Raw genomic sequence first — 15,121 nt, 5'->3', positions numbered from 1 at the left:
TTACCTGGTTTGCATAAAACTGTGAGATATCTCAATTTTTTCGATATTACACGCATTCCCGTCCGGTAAGTAAAGTATCAGCCATCAGTCGGATCCACATCAACATTCCAGCGGACTTTCCGGCTTTCGGGCAACTGCTGAATCTGCGGGATAGCCTGTGCGACAATTTTTTGTAACTGGCTGCGTGACGGGTGCTGTAACAGCAACTGCCAGCGGAAACGCCCGCCGCGCTTAGCCTGAATTGCCGGCAGTGGTCCCATCAGCCAGAAATGTTCATCCCGCAGAGGGTGTGATTCAAACAACTGACGAACGGTTTGCAGGAATGCGCCGGCGCGCTGGTTATTCTGATCTTCCGCGCGGATCATCACCTGGCTGGTATAAGGCGGCAGACAGACACTCTGGCGCTCATTCAGTGCCTGCACTGCAAACGCACCATAGCCTTTGTCCAGCAGAACCGTCAGCAGCGGGTGTTCCGGGTGGTGGGTCTGTAAAACCACTTCCCCGCGCTTTCCGGCACGACCTGCCCGTCCGGAAACCTGGGTGTATAACTGTGCAAAACGCTCGGCTGCACGGAAATCCCCGGAGAACAGCGCGCCATCCACATCCAGCAGTGCAACCAGCGTCACATCCGGAAAGTGGTGACCTTTTGCCAGCATCTGTGTGCCGATGAGGATCCGCGCACCGCCCTGATGAACCGCCGCCAGGTGCTGTTCAAGCTCACCTTTGCGGCTGGTGGTATCGCGATCCAGCCGGGTCACCGGAATATCCGGAAACAGCGGCGTGATGCCGTCTTCCAGTTGTTCGGTTCCCAGCCCGACCGGTACTAATTGTGTGGATCCGCATTTCGGACACTGTTTCGGCACCGGGCGCTGGCTGTCACACTGATGGCAGCGCAGCATGCGATGGTTCTGATGCAGTGTATAAAAGTGATCGCAGCGCGGGCATTCTGCTATCCAGCCGCACTCATGACACAGCAGCGTCGGCGAATAGCCACGGCGGTTGAGAAACAGAATGACCTGATTATCCGCCGCCAGATGATGACGGATCCGCTTTATCAGCGGCTGTGATAAGCCGGTTGTCAGCGGAAGACCTTTCAGATCAAGCAGATGCTGATCAGCCAGCTGTGCATTTCCCGCCCGTTGTGTCAGCGGCAGCAGACGGTATTTTTTTTGTCTGACATTACACAGTGTTTCCAGGGAAGGTGTGGCGGTTCCCATTACGATAGGAATATTATTTTTCTTGGCGCGGAATACGGCGAGGTCACGGGCATGATAGCGCCAGCCATCCTGTTGTTTGTAAGAGCCGTCATGCTCTTCATCAATAATAATAATGCCGAGGGAGGCAAACGGCGTGAACAGCGAGGAGCGGGTACCGATGACAATTGCGGTATCGCCCCGCTTTGCCCGCAGCCAGACCGCCAGGCGCTCGCTGTCATTCATGCCGGAATGGAGGATATCCACCGGTGCCTGAAAACGCGCGCGGAAGCGGGAAATGGTTTGCGGGGTCAGCCCGATTTCCGGCACAAGAACCAGCGCCTGATGACCTTCCGCCAGCACATTTTCCAGCACGCTCAAATAGACTTCTGTTTTACCGGAGCCGGTTACACCATCCAGCAGCCACGGTGAAAACTGATGCTGCTCCGCGCGGATAGCGCCGACTGCGGTTGCCTGTTCAGTATTGAGTTTCAGGCGCTCGCCGGTGACGGCAAAATCCGGCCGCCAGTCTTTTGCTTGCGGTTGTACATCATTGAGAGTGATCAGGGCTTTCTTTTTAAGTCCCTGTAACGCGCTGTCGCTTAATTCATATTCGCCGGTCTGATGGCGGTAAACCGGCTGGCGACGCAGGCAGGCCAGCGCCTGCTGCTGTTTCGGGGAACGTTTGAGAGTATGGATATCAATCTCTGTCCCTTCCGGGGTAACCTCCCAGCGCCACAGCGGTGTGAATGCAGCTTCTTTGCCCTGGCGCAGCAGGATAGGCATGGCGTGAAACAGCACTTCACCTAACGGATAGTGATAATACTGTGCTGCCCAGTTCAGCAGCGGCCATAAATCGCCCGGAAACAAGGTGTCGTCGTCCGGACACTCAGTGACCGCTTTGAGTTTCTCCGGGCTGAAGGTACTGCTCTCTGCCAGTTCCGCAACAATCCCGACTGCCTGCTTTTGTCTGCCGAACGGCACAATGACCCGCGCACCCGCCACGGGACGCGGCAGGTTATCAGGCAATAAATAATCAAACGTTTGTGTCAGAGGGACTGGCAAGATGACCCGGACGACTGTCATGATAATTTCCACAATAGGCAACAGGGCTGCGCGCGCAAAAGCACAACAGCCGGAAAAAGCGCAAAAGCGTCTGAATAATCACCGGATTTTAGCGCACCGCCCGGAAATTTCGACTGTTTTATCGGATGTATCACATTCAGAATACCACGAAAAGCCGCCGGATTTCATTGCATGGTTCCCGGATATTCTGTATGATCCGCCGCCTTTGGTAATTAAAATACCAGCGACAATCTATCATCAACACGACGTGTGGTGTCCGGCAACAATGACCGGATAGCGACGCGGCCTTAACTGAGGTTTTCCCATGAAAAAAGGTATTCACCCTAATTACGCAGAAGTCACTGCAACCTGTTCTTGCGGCAACGTAATGAAAGTTAACTCAACTGCAGGACACGACTTCAACCTGGACGTCTGTGGCGAATGTCACCCGTTCTACACCGGCAAACAGCGTGATGTTGCAAGCGGCGGCCGTGTTGATCGCTTTAACAAACGTTTCAGCGTACCTGCTGCGAAGAAATAATGATACAGCGCAGATTTGCGCGCTGAATCTGATAAAAAACGCCCTGAATGAAAATATTTCACAGGGCGTTTTTTTATGTCATTCTTTTAGTTGTTGTAACACGTAACACGCGGATAAAAATCAATATTCCCACGTATCCGGGTCAACCCCATGCTGGCGCATAATCTCTTTCGCCACTTCCGGGATTTCATCGCTGCGCTCTTTACGCAGGTCATCATCATCCGGCAGCGGTTGTCCGGTAAAAGCATGCAGGAACGCTTCACATAACAGTTCACTATTGGTGGCATGGCGCAGGTTATTCACCTGGCGGCGCGTACGCTCATCCGTTAAAATTTTCAGTACTTTCAACGGAATAGAAACTGTGATCTTCTTTACCTGCTCACTTTTTTTGCCATGCTCAGCATAAGGGCTGATATATTCGCCATTCCATTCAGCCATGAATTACCTTGCTATATTAGTCAGTTTAGGAGGAGCCGGGCACGGGATCGCACCAGACTGATAGCATTATTATCCCACTTGTATATCTAACCGTAAAGCAGGATGGATGTCCAGACATATTGACGTCTAAATAAGCTGAGGATATGCTGATATCTCATTCAGGTCATTGACCAGGTTATTGAGAGGAACAGCGGTATGACGCGCAAACCCGCCACTGCGGCAATACATAACGGACTTAATGAGGAGCACCAGTTTGGCTGTGTTGTGCCGCCGGTTTATCTCTCATCAACCTATAATTTTCCGGAATTTGGCCGCCCGCGTGAGCATGACTATTCGCGCCGTGGCAATCCCGGACGGGATATTACCGGGCGCACGCTGGCAGAGCTGGAAGGCGGTGCCGGGGCTGTCGTGACCAGCAGTGGTATGTCGGCGCTGCATCTGCTGTTTACGGTTTTTTTGTCACCGGGCGATGTGATCGTTGCACCTCATGACTGTTACGGCGGTACTTACCGGCTGCTGGACAGTTGTCAGCAGCGCGGGCATTTTTCTGTCCGTTTTACGGATATGAATGATGATGCCGCGCTTAGTGCTGCACTGGCGGAAAAACCAAAACTGGTATTGATTGAAACGCCGGGTAATCCGTTGCTGCGGATAACGGATATTGCAGCGGTCAGTGAAAAGGCACATCAGGCGGGTGCGCTGGTTGCGGCAGATAATACGTTTCTGAGCCCGGTGTTACAGCAGCCGCTGGCGCTGGGGGCGGATTTTGTTATTCACTCCTGCACAAAATATCTGAACGGGCATTCTGATGTGGTGGCGGGCGTGGTGATTGCGGCGTCAGAAGAGCATACCGAAACACTGAGCTGGTGGGCGAATAATATCGGCGTTACGCTGGGCGCGTTTGACAGTTATCTGCTGCTGCGCGGAATACGCACACTGGTTCCGCGTATCCGGTTGCAGGAGGAAAATGCCCGCGCCATTGTAGCCTGCCTGGCACAACAGCCTATGGTGAAAAAAATTTATTATCCGGGACTGGAGACACATCCCGGGCATGCACTGGCCGCAAAACAGCAGAAAGGATTCGGCGCAATGCTCAGTTTTGAAATTAATGGGGACATTGCGACGATTTCCCGCTTTTTATCTCACCTGTCTCTCTTTACACTAGCAGAGTCATTAGGTGGTGTGGAAACACTGATTTCTCATGCGGCGACCATGACACACGCAGGTATGCCGGAGCAGGCACGTAGGGCTGCGGGAATTTCAGATACATTATTACGTATTTCTGCGGGGATCGAGGACAGCGGTGATTTGACTGCGGCCCTGGAGCACGCATTTCAGTCAGTGACTAAGGGGTAAGGGTAACCATGAGTGCTTTGGCGATTGATGAGTCAGAAAAAGGGCGTCAGTTACATAAATTCGGCGGCAGCAGCCTGGCAGATGCAACATGCTATCTGCGCGTGGCGAATATTATGGCAAATTACAGCGAACCGGATGATTTGATGGTGGTGTCCGCAGCGGGCAGTACAACGAATCAGCTGATTAACTGGGTAAAACTGAGCCAGAGTGATCGCCTTGCTGCTCATCAGGCACAGGAAACCTTACACCGCTATCAGACCTCCCTTATCTGTGACTTGCTGCCTGAGATTCAGGCAAACGTACTGATATTTCAGTTTACGGATGATATTAACCGGCTGGCAGCACTGCTGGAAAATCCGCTGACAGATGCGGTTTATGCTGAAGTGGTCGGTCACGGCGAAGTCTGGTCAGCCCGGCTGATGGCGCAGGTACTGCAGGAGCAGGGCATGGCGGCACAATGGCTGGATGCGCGGACATTCCTTTGCGCAGAGCGCGCGGCACAGCCCGAAGTGGATGCGGCACAATCACAGCCGCTGCTGGCGGAACTGATGGCACGTCATCCGGGTAAGCGCCTCGTGGTGACCGGGTTTATCTCCCGTAACCGGCAGGGTGAAACAGTACTGCTCGGTCGTAACGGCAGTGACTATTCTGCAACTCAGGTTGGTGCGCTGGCGGGTGTGAAAAAAGTCACTATCTGGAGTGATGTGGCGGGGGTCTACAGCTCAGATCCGCGCAAAGTCAAAGATGCCTGTCTGCTGCCGCTGCTGCGCCTCGATGAAGCCAGTGAACTGGCGCGCCTTGCCGCCCCGGTGCTGCATACCCGTACCCTGCAGCCGGTCTCTGCCAGTGATATTGATCTCCAGTTGCGGTGCAGTTATCAGCCGGAGCAGGGCTCGACAAAAATTGAACGCGTGCTGGCCTCCGGAACCGGTGCGAAAATCGTGACAAATCATGATGATGTCTGTCTGATTGATATCCGTCTGCCCGTCGGGGAAAATGCAAAAGAGCGCTATAAAAGTATTGATCTGCTGCTTAAACGCAGCCAGATCCGCCCGCTGGCTGTCGGGTTACATAATGACGATAATCTTATTCAGCTTAGTTATACATCAGAAATTGCGGACAGCGCATTGCATGTGCTGGAGAGCGCAGGATTGCCCGGCACACTGACTTTACGTGACGGATTTGCGCTGGTGGCACTGGTTGGTGCGGGTGTGTGCAAAAATCTGCTCCATTACCACCGTTTTTATCAGCAGCTCACCGACCAGCCGGTGGAGTTTATCTGGCAGGCAGAAGACGGTATCAGCCTGGTGGCTATTCTGCGCACCCGCCAGACCGGGCATGTTATTCAGGGATTACATCAGAGCTTGTTCCGCGCAGAGAAACAGATTGGCCTGATGGTCTTTGGTAAAGGCAATATCGGCAGCCGCTGGCTGGAATTGTTTGCACGCGAGCAGCGTAATCTTTCCGCCCGCAGCGGGTTTGAATTTATCCTCGCAGGGGTTGCGGACAGCAGCCGGGCGCTGCTCAGCTATGACGGGCTGGATCCGAGCCGTGCGCTGGCATTCTTCAATGAAGAAGCCGAACCTTTTGCCGATGAAGAGTCGCTGTATCTGTGGATGCGCAATCATCCGTTTGATGATCTGGTGATTATTGATTTAACTGCAAGCCAGACACTGGCAGACAATTACGCCGATTTTGCAGCATACGGTTTTCATGTTATCAGTGCCAATAAAATAGCCGGAGCGGCAAAAACCCGGGAATACCGGCAGATCCGCGATGCATTCCGTAAAACCGGGCGTCACTGGCTGTATAACGCAACCGTCGGCGCGGGGTTGCCGATCAACCATTGCGTACGGGATCTGCATGAAAGCGGCGACAGTATTCTGGCGATCAGCGGGATCTTCTCCGGCACGCTTTCCTGGTTGTTCCTGCAATTTGACGGCTCAGTACCGTTTAGTGAATTGGTCGAACAGGCATGGCAGCAGGGTCTGACAGAGCCGGATCCGCGGATTGATTTATCCGGGCAGGATGTTATGCGCAAACTGATTATCCTGGCGCGTGAAGCAGGGTATGAAATTGAGCCGGAAGATGTCCGCGTGGAATCGCTTGTACCACCGGAGGCACGCAGCGGCAACACCGATCATTTCTTTGAAAATGTGACAGCAATGAATGAGCAAATGATCTGCCGTCTGGAAGCTGCCCGTGAAATGGATATGGTGCTGCGCTATGTGGCGCGCTTTGATGCAAACGGCAAAGCGCGGGTTGGTGTGGAAGCTGTGCGTCCGGATCATCCGTTGGCATCACTGTTGCCGGGAGATAATATTTTTGCGGTTGAAAGCCGCTGGTATCGTGATAACCCGCTGGTTATCCGCGGACCGGGTGCCGGGCGTGATGTTACCGCCGGTGCGATTCAGTCAGATTTAAACCGGCTGGCGCAGCTGCTGTGATGTATACAGGCCGGGTGTCATTCAGGATGCAGCTGACGAATTTGCAGTTTGAATGAATAAGGTGATAGTCCAAAAAAGAACAATAAAAGATAATTTGTTGCTATAACGGGAATTGTCTTATTAAAATTACTGTTTAGTCTTGATATAAATAGCACATGGTGATGTTTCAGAACGGACATATAATCGTCATGGATGATGGCCACGACAGGATGTTGTGGTAAATGGATATGCACCGGATGTGCTTTTTCTGACAGGATGTCAGCCTGAGGACAGAAACGAACCCGACGGGATACAATTAACGGAATTAATTGTATCCCGTTATTATTTTCAGCCCCGCCACCGCACAGACCAGCCTTCTGCTTACCCCCCGCTGAATTTTTTACCCGGATCCTGATTATTTATTTGTGTGCTGAATCGTTATTATTTTTGCCTTAATTCGCGATATCTGTCTGCCGGTTCAGTGTTTCCCTTTCATTATGCTGGTCAGACAGGGTTTTACCCGATATTGCGATGTCAGCCGGTGTTGCGGATTACATCTTCTGCGCAATTAAATCTGATAAAGTCCTTTCAATGCCGGTTTTTTTTGATATGAATATAGGGCAAGAGATAATTGCAAGGGAACGGCGTCACAAAATAAAAAATTAATCCGCCGTATAAAATCACGAAGATGTACAGGCTCGATAACTGCCGGATGAAGGTTCCTCAACCGGCAGTCATAGGATTCTGCCGTCAATAAGGGCCAGAGGTCGTATGAATCAACAATATTCTGCAATGCGCAGTAACGTCAGTATGCTCGGCAAGCTTCTCGGAGACACCATCAAAGAGGCGCAGGGTGAGGATATTCTGGAAAAAGTAGAATCCATCCGCAAGCTGTCCAAAGCATCACAGGCCGGTAATGAAATTCAGCGCCAGAAATTGCTGCTGACACTGCAAAATTTATCCAATGATGAACTGCTGCCGGTTGCCCGTGCATTCAACCAGTTCCTGAATTTAACCAACGTGGCTGAGCAGTATCACAGCATTTCGCCGCACGGCGAAGCCGCCAGTAACCCGGTGGCGCTGGCCTCGTTATTTGATCAATTGAAAGCAAAAAACTTCAGCAATGAAGAGATGCGCAAAGCGGTTGATTCGCTTTCCATCGAGCTGGTTCTGACCGCGCACCCGACTGAAATTGCCCGCCGCACATTGATTCATAAGCTGGTGGCGGTGAATACCTGCCTGGCTCAGCTGGATCATGATGATTTGGCGGATTATGAGCACGACCGCATTATGCGCCGCCTGCGTCAGCTGGTCGCCCAGGCCTGGCATACAGATGAAATCCGTAAAGATCGCCCGACGCCGATTGATGAAGCGAAATGGGGCTTTGCGGTTGTTGAAAACAGCCTGTGGGAAGGTGTACCGGCATTTCTGCGCGAGTTCAATGAGCAACTGGAAGCCTCACTGGATTATAACCTTGCCGTGGAAGCCGCCCCGATCCGCTTTACATCCTGGATGGGCGGTGACCGCGATGGTAACCCGAATGTGACAGCCGATATTACCCGTCATGTCCTGTTGCTGAGCCGCTGGAAAGCAGCCGATCTTTTTTATAATGATATTCAGGTGCTGGTGTCCGAACTTTCCATGAGTGAGTGCTCACCTGCATTGCGTGAGCGCGTGGGTGAGGATGCCGCAGAGCCGTACCGCGTGATAACCAAACAGTTACGCGCCCGCCTGAAAAGCACACTGGATTATCTGGAGCGCCGTCTGGCAGGGGAACTGGTTATTGAGCCGGATAACCTGATGACGGACAACGAAGATCTGTGGGAGCCGTTGTATCTGTGTTACCAGTCTCTTGTGCAGTGCGGCATGAAGATTATTGCTAACGGGCAATTACTGGATACACTGCGCCGGATCCGCTGTTTCGGGCTGCAACTGGTGCGTATTGATGTGCGCCAGGAAAGCACCCGCCATACAGAAGCACTTTCTGAACTGACACAATTTCTCGGACTGGGTGATTACGCAGCCTGGCCGGAAGCGGAAAAACAGGAATTTTTACTGCGCGAGCTGCAATCCAAACGTCCGCTTGTGCCGCTTAACTGGCAGTGCAGCAATGAAACCCGTGAAGTGTTTGATACCTGCCGCGTGATCGCCGAATCACCGGAAAATTCTGTGGCATCTTATGTTATCTCAATGGCGAAAGTGCCATCTGATGTACTGGCGGTCAAACTTCTGCTTAAAGAGTCAGGCTGCCCGGTCACATTACCGGTGGCGCCGCTGTTTGAGACGCTTGATGACCTGAATAATGCGGAAAGCGTGATAACCCGCCTGCTGAGCATCGATTGGTATCGTAACCTGATCAATAACCGGCAGATGGTGATGATCGGCTATTCGGATTCCGCCAAAGATGCGGGTGTTATGGCAGCGTCCTGGGCACAATACCGCGCACAGGATGCACTGATTAAAGTCTGCGACCGGGAAGGTGTGACACTCACCCTGTTCCACGGACGCGGGGGCACTATCGGACGCGGGGGCGCACCTGCACACGCAGCACTGCTTTCACAGCCGCCGGGAAGCCTGAAAGGCGGACTGCGTGTCACTGAGCAGGGCGAGATGATCCGCTTTAAATTTGGTTTGCCACAGGTCACTATCAGCAGCCTGGCGATGTATGCCAGTGCCAGCCTGGAAGCTAATCTTCTGCCGCCGCCGGAGCCAAAACCGGAATGGGCCGTGATTATGGAAAGGCTCTCAGAAGTATCTTGTGACATGTATCGTGACTATGTCCGCGAGCAGCCGGATTTTGTCCCGTACTTCCGTTCGGCAACACCGGAGCAGGAACTGGCTAAATTGCCGCTGGGTTCGCGTCCGGCAAAACGCCGTCCGACCGGCGGCGTGGAAACTCTCCGTGCTATTCCGTGGATTTTTGCCTGGTCGCAAAATCGTCTGATGCTGCCGGCCTGGCTGGGTGCGGGTGCTGCATTGCAGACAGCGGTGGATGAAGGTAATCAGCGCGTACTGGAAGAGATGTATCACCAGTGGCCGTTCTTTAAAACCCGGGTCGGGATGCTGGAAATGGTGTTTGCAAAAGTCGATTTATGGCTGGCGGAATATTATGACCAGCGCCTGGTGGAGCCACGTTTGTGGCCGTTGGGTCAAAAATTACGTCAGCAGTTATCGCAGGATATTAAGAGTGTCCTGACCATCTCCAAAGATGAGTGTCTGATGGCTGATCTGCCATGGATTGCCGAATCAATTGCACTGCGTAATGTTTATACGGATCCGCTGAATGTCCTTCAGGCAGAGCTTTTGCATCGTTCACGCGAATGTGAACAGTCCGATCCGCAGGTAGAACAGGCACTGATGGTCACTATCGCAGGTATTGCTGCCGGAATGCGAAATACCGGCTGATTACAGCCATATTTATACTATCTCCCCGAAAATGGTCGCAATTGCGGCCATTTTTTTATCCCGGAAAATTGGGTTGATATCTTAATTTGTCGTAGCTATCACATATAATATTAAAAAAAACATTATATAATAATGTATATTGTATTGGCCTATCTATAATAAGGATAAAAATTGATGTCTTACTACAAAGAAGTGATAAATGATATTTCCGGTAATATGCAGGAATTTGGTAAACAAGTTCCGGATGTGATGAAAGCGTTTTCTGCTCTTATCGGCAGCAGTACAGCAGACGGCGCATTAGATAAAAAAACCAAAGAGCTGATTGCTATCGGGATTGCGGTGGCAAACCGTTGTGATGGTTGCATTGGTTTTCATACCAAAACCCTGGTCGATCTGGGTATTACAGAGCAGGAACTGGCGGAAGCGCTGGGTGTTGCGGTTGCTATGGGCGGCGGGCCGTCAATGATGTATGCGGCGAATACCCTGAAAGCCTTTAAAGAATTTTCGTAATCAGGTCATTCTTCACTCTGTGTTTACCGGACGGGTTACATGCTGAGGCGTGCCACCCGTATTTTTCAGTCATAAGTAAATGGTGATTTATTAAAATACGGTGTCCGGTTCGTTCCTTATTATTAGCCTGATTTTTATTAAATGAGGAATGAAAAAATGCAATTAAGTGCAATAGCGCAGCAGCCGGCTCATGAAACACCGGTAAATCAGATTACAACGGACAACCGTCATTTTCTTCAGACAGTAGCGGATAAGTTTGTTTCTGTTGTGAACAGTTGTAAGACATTCTCCACAGGGTGCAGCACACAGAAAGACCATAATATAATGAAAGCGTGCGGCGCATTGTTGGCGAAAGCGCTGGTGAAACCGGAATACTACACATCAGGCTTTACAGGGAAATGCGCAGCAAAACTCGACATGGAACTGCCCGATAAGATCCTTGCCAGAAGTGAAACTGGTGTACCCGGCAGTGCATCTATTGGCAAATTGTCTGCTCTGAAAGCATCAGAGTACTCCGCACAGGAATTGTATGACATGCTAAGCAAGCAACTACATAAGCCGGACACATCACCAGAGATGCAGGGAAAAATACGGGCAGTACTGGAGATGGCAGAAAAGGGCTCAGGCAGTGAACATATCCGGCGGACAGAATACGCAGAGATAGTTGAACGCTATGCGGATAATATAAAAAAAAGACGTTATTTCCGGCATATTATTGGCACATGCGATTAATTGTGATCAAGGTGGTCCGTTATTATACAGGGCTGAAGTTAATCAACTGGAGTCTGTGCAAAACAATTCATAGAATAAGTATTGATACCGGTTGTTATTATTTAGCTGTCAAACTCCCGGCGAAATTCACCGGGAGCTTGGTTCTGTGCCGGGATATCAAAAACGCACACGGAAACCGACATCTGCACGCAGAGGAGTTTCTGTTTTGTTACCATTCAGGTAGTTGATTTCAGTATAGAATGCAGCCTGTGGTGTGATCTGTGCATCCAGACCTAAACCGTATTTACCGGTGCTGCCGGAGAAATCGTTACTGACTGTCTTGGTGCGGTTAATTGTCACATCATTCTCTTTTGTGAATTCATGGACAATTGCCAGGCGGGCATAGGGTTTCAGTACCGCACTGTTTACATCAAATGAGGTGCTGATCAATGTCCCCGCTTCACCCTGTAAACTGTCTGCGCTGTGAACATCTGCACGCATACCGTTATTCAGCTCATAATCTGCACTGCCGATGCGGGCATATTGCAGTTTGCCGTAAGGCTGCACAGTCAGTGCCGGAACAACTTCGTAGTTAAATCCGCTCTCAATTGTCGCGGTGAATGCGTTTTGGTGATAATCACCACGCGCAGAACTGCCGTTTTTCATCCGACCGTTGTTTTCATTATCCAGACGGTTACCTTTGAGCATTCCGTCGGCATAGAAACCATTGTCATGCAGATAAGTTGCATAGAGCCCGCCGTGGTAACTTTCAACTGTTCCGCTGCCATAGCTATCTGTGCTGACTTTTGTCCGGCTGAAACCGGTGAATACGCCGACAAGCACAGTGGAATCATCCAGGCGGAACGGTTTATCGACCCCGATTTGTACGCCATCGAGTTTGTTTTTAAATGAGGTGTTGAGTTTATCATTCAGGCGGGTGTCATCGTGCAGGTAGCGTGTCCATAATCCGTAGCCATGTTGCGGATTGCTGTAGTAATTCCCCAGACGCTGTTGCAGAGAAACTGATTCTGCCTGTAATACCTGGCGCGGTGCGGCAGCCATTGCCATAACACCTTTGGCGCTGTAGCTCAGAACCGGTGCGGTTGTACCGTTATCACCGTTGCCATTGCCGTTATCAGTCCCGGTATCCGTGTCTTTATCGCCTTTGCGTTTACCCTGTAAATACCAGTCAGTTTTTTCACCATCCTGTTTTTTCTTCAGAGCGTACTGATAAGTTCCTGCTTCAACAACACCATCATCATTGGTCAGACGGAATACCGCATCACCGCTGTTGACGTGAACGACATTCAGGCTGGTGATTTTTGTTGGTTCTTTGCCGGTATCTTCAACTTCAATTCCAAATTTTCCTGTGGCACTTTGGCTGATATTAATAAAGTCACCCCAACTGTCAGCCAGTTGAGTGGATATATAGAAATCCCCCTGCCCGGAAAGATTTTTAATTTCCAGTCGGTTTGCCTGTGCTGCCGGTTGGTAAGTTGTCATACCCAAACGTCCGCCTGCCATTTCCAGCTTATCAATAGTAGTTACAAAAGCAGGACCGGGAACTGACGGAGTCGGGGCAATATTGTTTTCAGGTTGACCACTCCAGTCACTCTGAATATCCAAATCGCCAATGAGTTTTGCATGTTCAATATAAATATTTGCCGGAGAGAGTGGATTATTTGTTGATACATCCATGCCGGTATTGTCATTGTTATCAATACCGACATCAGCCCCTTTTTCAATCAGCAGAAGGCCTTTGGATTGGCTGTTAAGACTGAGGTCAAGGCTTCCGCCGTTACGTACAGTTGTATCCCGTATTATTCCTGCGGATACAATCATTTCCCCGCCATTCAGAATGGTTGTTTTATTTGTTGTGCCCTTTTCATCAACCTCAAAACGACCGTCAGTATCAATGGTTGTATTTTCTGCATGACCGCCGTTATAAACCCGGATGGTGCCTTCATTTTTTACAACACCATTTTTAATGATACCCTTTTGTGATACGGACTGCGTCTTATCAAAAGATACTATTTCCCCTGTAACAGTTCCATTAGTTACTTCTTCAGTAAAATGTGCCGGTGCTGCCACTGCCCCGACAGAATACCCTGCCAATGCGGCTTCAATTAAACACACTAAAACTAATTTTTTCATATTGATTCTGACCTGCGGATGTTGTGCGGCGGAGTCCGTCACACTGAGAGAAAGTGAAATACGATAAATTTTCTTATGAAATGACTGCGTATTTTCAGCTTGTTTGGCAGGAAGGTGAATAGGTGGTTTTACGTAAATTCGCCTTGGGTGAGATAATCAGTAAGATGTGCTGTAGCGATGATGATACTCAGATATTTGAGTTGAGCGGGTGAAATAAAAATCAACTATACAAAATAATTTAACGATATCCGTGGTTACCCAATGATATCGCTATAATTATTTGTGATGCTAATGATTTTCTTATGCCACACAGGCTACAGCAGGGCGGACACCTAAAGTATGGCAGATTGCATAGGTCAGTTCCGCGCGGTTCAGAGTGTAAAAATGGAAATCTTTCACGCCTTCGCGGCTGAGAATTTTTACCATCTCCATGGCAACGGATGCGCCGACCAGCTTGCGGGACTCCGGGTCATCATCCAGCCCTTCAAACATGTTACCGAGCCAGCCCGGAATGCGTACGTTGGTCATACCGGCAAAACGCTGTAATTGTTTGAAATTGGATACCGGCAGGATCCCCGGAACAATTTCCACATCAATTCCTGCGGCAGCACAGCGGTCGCGAAAGCGCAGATAAGTGCTGACATCAAAGAAAAATTGCGTAATAGCGCGGTCTGCCCCGGCATCGATTTTCTTTTTGAGATTAATCAGATCTGCCTGCGCGCTGCGCGCTTCCGGATGCACTTCCGGGTAAGCAGCGACGGAAATATCAAAATCGGCGACTGATTTTAACAAACCGACCAGGTCAGCGGCATACATATCCGGTTTGCGGCTGTTATCCGGCAAATCACCGCGTAGTGCCACAATATGGCGGATGCCGTTATCCCAGTAGTCTTTTGCGATGGTTTTCAGTTCATCGCGGGTGGCATCAATACAGGTCAGATGCGGCACGGCAATCAGCCCGGTTTTTTCTTTGATCCCTTTGATCACGGAGTGTGTGCGGTCACGTTCGCCGGAATTTGCCCCGTAAGTCACAGAGACAAATTTAGGTTTCAGAACACTGAGGCGCTCAATTGACTGCCACAGTGTATTTTCCATTTCCGGTGTACCCGGGGGGAAAAACTCAAAAGATACTTCCACGCGGCCGGCTAATTCCGCCAGGTTTTGGTTCAGTGCCTCGTGCTGGTCAACGTGTAAAAAACTCATCTCTGCCCCCGCTGTCATCCGTCCGTGATGAATATCCCTTTATTTATTCAAACTGCAGGTTTGTTGGCTGCATCCTGAATGACGTTGGGTATATGTTCCGGCACGTGATTATTTGAATG

Annotated in this window: 11 protein-coding genes; 7 read left to right on the top strand and 4 right to left on the bottom strand. The window is 50.4% G+C overall.

Going from position 1 to position 15,121, the window contains the following annotated elements; genetic code table 11:
* Positions 1–77: 77 nt before the first annotated feature.
* Positions 78–2,279: a primosomal protein N' gene (gene priA / locus AYY17_RS08345; protein WP_067422916.1), complete on the bottom strand. Its 2,202-nt coding sequence runs from the start codon at positions 2,277–2,279 to the stop codon at positions 78–80.
* Here priA and AYY17_RS08340 point away from each other — a divergent pair.
* Together AYY17_RS08340 and rpmE are read left to right on the top strand one after the other, a co-directional pair.
* Complete coding sequence (locus AYY17_RS08340) at positions 2,278–2,556, top strand: hypothetical protein (RefSeq protein ID WP_067422914.1); 279 nt, start codon at positions 2,278–2,280, stop codon at positions 2,554–2,556. The two genes, priA and AYY17_RS08340, sit on opposite strands and share 2 nt — an antisense overlap.
* Positions 2,557–2,583: 27 nt before the next feature.
* On the top strand, positions 2,584–2,799 hold the full coding sequence (gene rpmE / locus AYY17_RS08335; protein ID WP_067422912.1) for a 50S ribosomal protein L31: 216 nt from the start codon (positions 2,584–2,586) through the stop codon (positions 2,797–2,799).
* Positions 2,800–2,919: 120 nt separating this feature from the next.
* Here rpmE and metJ read toward each other — a convergent pair whose 3' ends face one another.
* A complete protein-coding gene (gene metJ, locus AYY17_RS08330) occupies positions 2,920–3,237 on the bottom strand; it encodes a met regulon transcriptional regulator MetJ (protein ID WP_004236602.1) in 318 nt (105 codons plus the stop codon).
* A gap of 195 nt (positions 3,238–3,432) precedes the next feature.
* On the opposite strand from metJ, the gene metB reads away from it, so the two are divergent.
* The 5 genes from metB (at position 3,433) to AYY17_RS08300 (ending at position 11,666) form a co-directional block, all read left to right on the top strand.
* Positions 3,433–4,593 (top strand): cystathionine gamma-synthase, encoded by a 1,161-nt coding sequence (gene metB, locus AYY17_RS08325; RefSeq protein WP_067422911.1) that lies wholly within the window; start codon positions 3,433–3,435, stop codon positions 4,591–4,593.
* Positions 4,594–4,601: 8 nt separating this feature from the next.
* Positions 4,602–7,040: a bifunctional aspartate kinase/homoserine dehydrogenase II gene (locus AYY17_RS08320; RefSeq protein ID WP_067422908.1), complete on the top strand. Its 2,439-nt coding sequence runs from the start codon at positions 4,602–4,604 to the stop codon at positions 7,038–7,040.
* 750 nt (positions 7,041–7,790) lie between these two features.
* Positions 7,791–10,424 (top strand): phosphoenolpyruvate carboxylase, encoded by a 2,634-nt coding sequence (gene ppc / locus AYY17_RS08310; protein WP_067422903.1) that lies wholly within the window; start codon positions 7,791–7,793, stop codon positions 10,422–10,424.
* Between the two features lie 174 nt (positions 10,425–10,598).
* Positions 10,599–10,934 (top strand): carboxymuconolactone decarboxylase family protein, encoded by a 336-nt coding sequence (locus AYY17_RS08305; RefSeq protein WP_067422901.1) that lies wholly within the window; start codon positions 10,599–10,601, stop codon positions 10,932–10,934.
* Positions 10,935–11,090: 156 nt separating this feature from the next.
* Complete coding sequence (locus tag AYY17_RS08300; RefSeq protein ID WP_067422899.1) at positions 11,091–11,666, top strand: hypothetical protein; 576 nt, start codon at positions 11,091–11,093, stop codon at positions 11,664–11,666.
* Between the two features lie 156 nt (positions 11,667–11,822).
* Here AYY17_RS08300 and AYY17_RS08295 read toward each other — a convergent pair whose 3' ends face one another.
* The gene (locus AYY17_RS08295) at positions 11,823–13,799 is read right to left on the bottom strand and encodes an autotransporter outer membrane beta-barrel domain-containing protein (RefSeq protein ID WP_067422897.1); all 1,977 of its coding nucleotides are present in this window, start codon (positions 13,797–13,799) and stop codon (positions 11,823–11,825) included.
* Between the two features lie 300 nt (positions 13,800–14,099).
* On the bottom strand, positions 14,100–15,002 hold the full coding sequence (metF, locus tag AYY17_RS08290; RefSeq protein WP_067422895.1) for a methylenetetrahydrofolate reductase: 903 nt from the start codon (positions 15,000–15,002) through the stop codon (positions 14,100–14,102).
* Between the last annotated feature and the right edge of the window lie 119 nt (positions 15,003–15,121).

It is taken from the genome of Morganella psychrotolerans (assembly GCF_001676055.1).
In the GTDB taxonomy this organism is placed as follows: Bacteria; Pseudomonadota; Gammaproteobacteria; order Enterobacterales; family Enterobacteriaceae; genus Morganella; species Morganella psychrotolerans_B.
The sequence above is the reverse complement of the archived record's forward strand: the minus strand, read 5'-3'. Positions and strand labels throughout refer to the sequence as shown.

What these genes read in the sequence shown, in the direction of transcription:
- AYY17_RS08295 (WP_067422897.1), bottom strand. Translation starts at nt 13,799, where the DNA reads ATGAAAAAATTAGTTTTAGTGTGTTTAATTGAAGCCGCATTGGCAGGG.
- metJ (WP_004236602.1), bottom strand. Translation starts at nt 3,237, where the DNA reads ATGGCTGAATGGAATGGCGAATATATCAGCCCTTATGCTGAGCATGGC.
- AYY17_RS08320 (WP_067422908.1), top strand. Translation starts at nt 4,602, where the DNA reads ATGAGTGCTTTGGCGATTGATGAGTCAGAAAAAGGGCGTCAGTTACAT.
- rpmE (WP_067422912.1), top strand. Translation starts at nt 2,584, where the DNA reads ATGAAAAAAGGTATTCACCCTAATTACGCAGAAGTCACTGCAACCTGT.
- AYY17_RS08340 (WP_067422914.1), top strand. Translation starts at nt 2,278, where the DNA reads ATGATAATTTCCACAATAGGCAACAGGGCTGCGCGCGCAAAAGCACAA.
- AYY17_RS08305 (WP_067422901.1), top strand. Translation starts at nt 10,599, where the DNA reads ATGTCTTACTACAAAGAAGTGATAAATGATATTTCCGGTAATATGCAG.
- AYY17_RS08300 (WP_067422899.1), top strand. Translation starts at nt 11,091, where the DNA reads ATGCAATTAAGTGCAATAGCGCAGCAGCCGGCTCATGAAACACCGGTA.
- priA (WP_067422916.1), bottom strand. Translation starts at nt 2,279, where the DNA reads ATGACAGTCGTCCGGGTCATCTTGCCAGTCCCTCTGACACAAACGTTT.
- metF (WP_067422895.1), bottom strand. Translation starts at nt 15,002, where the DNA reads ATGAGTTTTTTACACGTTGACCAGCACGAGGCACTGAACCAAAACCTG.
- metB (WP_067422911.1), top strand. Translation starts at nt 3,433, where the DNA reads ATGACGCGCAAACCCGCCACTGCGGCAATACATAACGGACTTAATGAG.
- ppc (WP_067422903.1), top strand. Translation starts at nt 7,791, where the DNA reads ATGAATCAACAATATTCTGCAATGCGCAGTAACGTCAGTATGCTCGGC.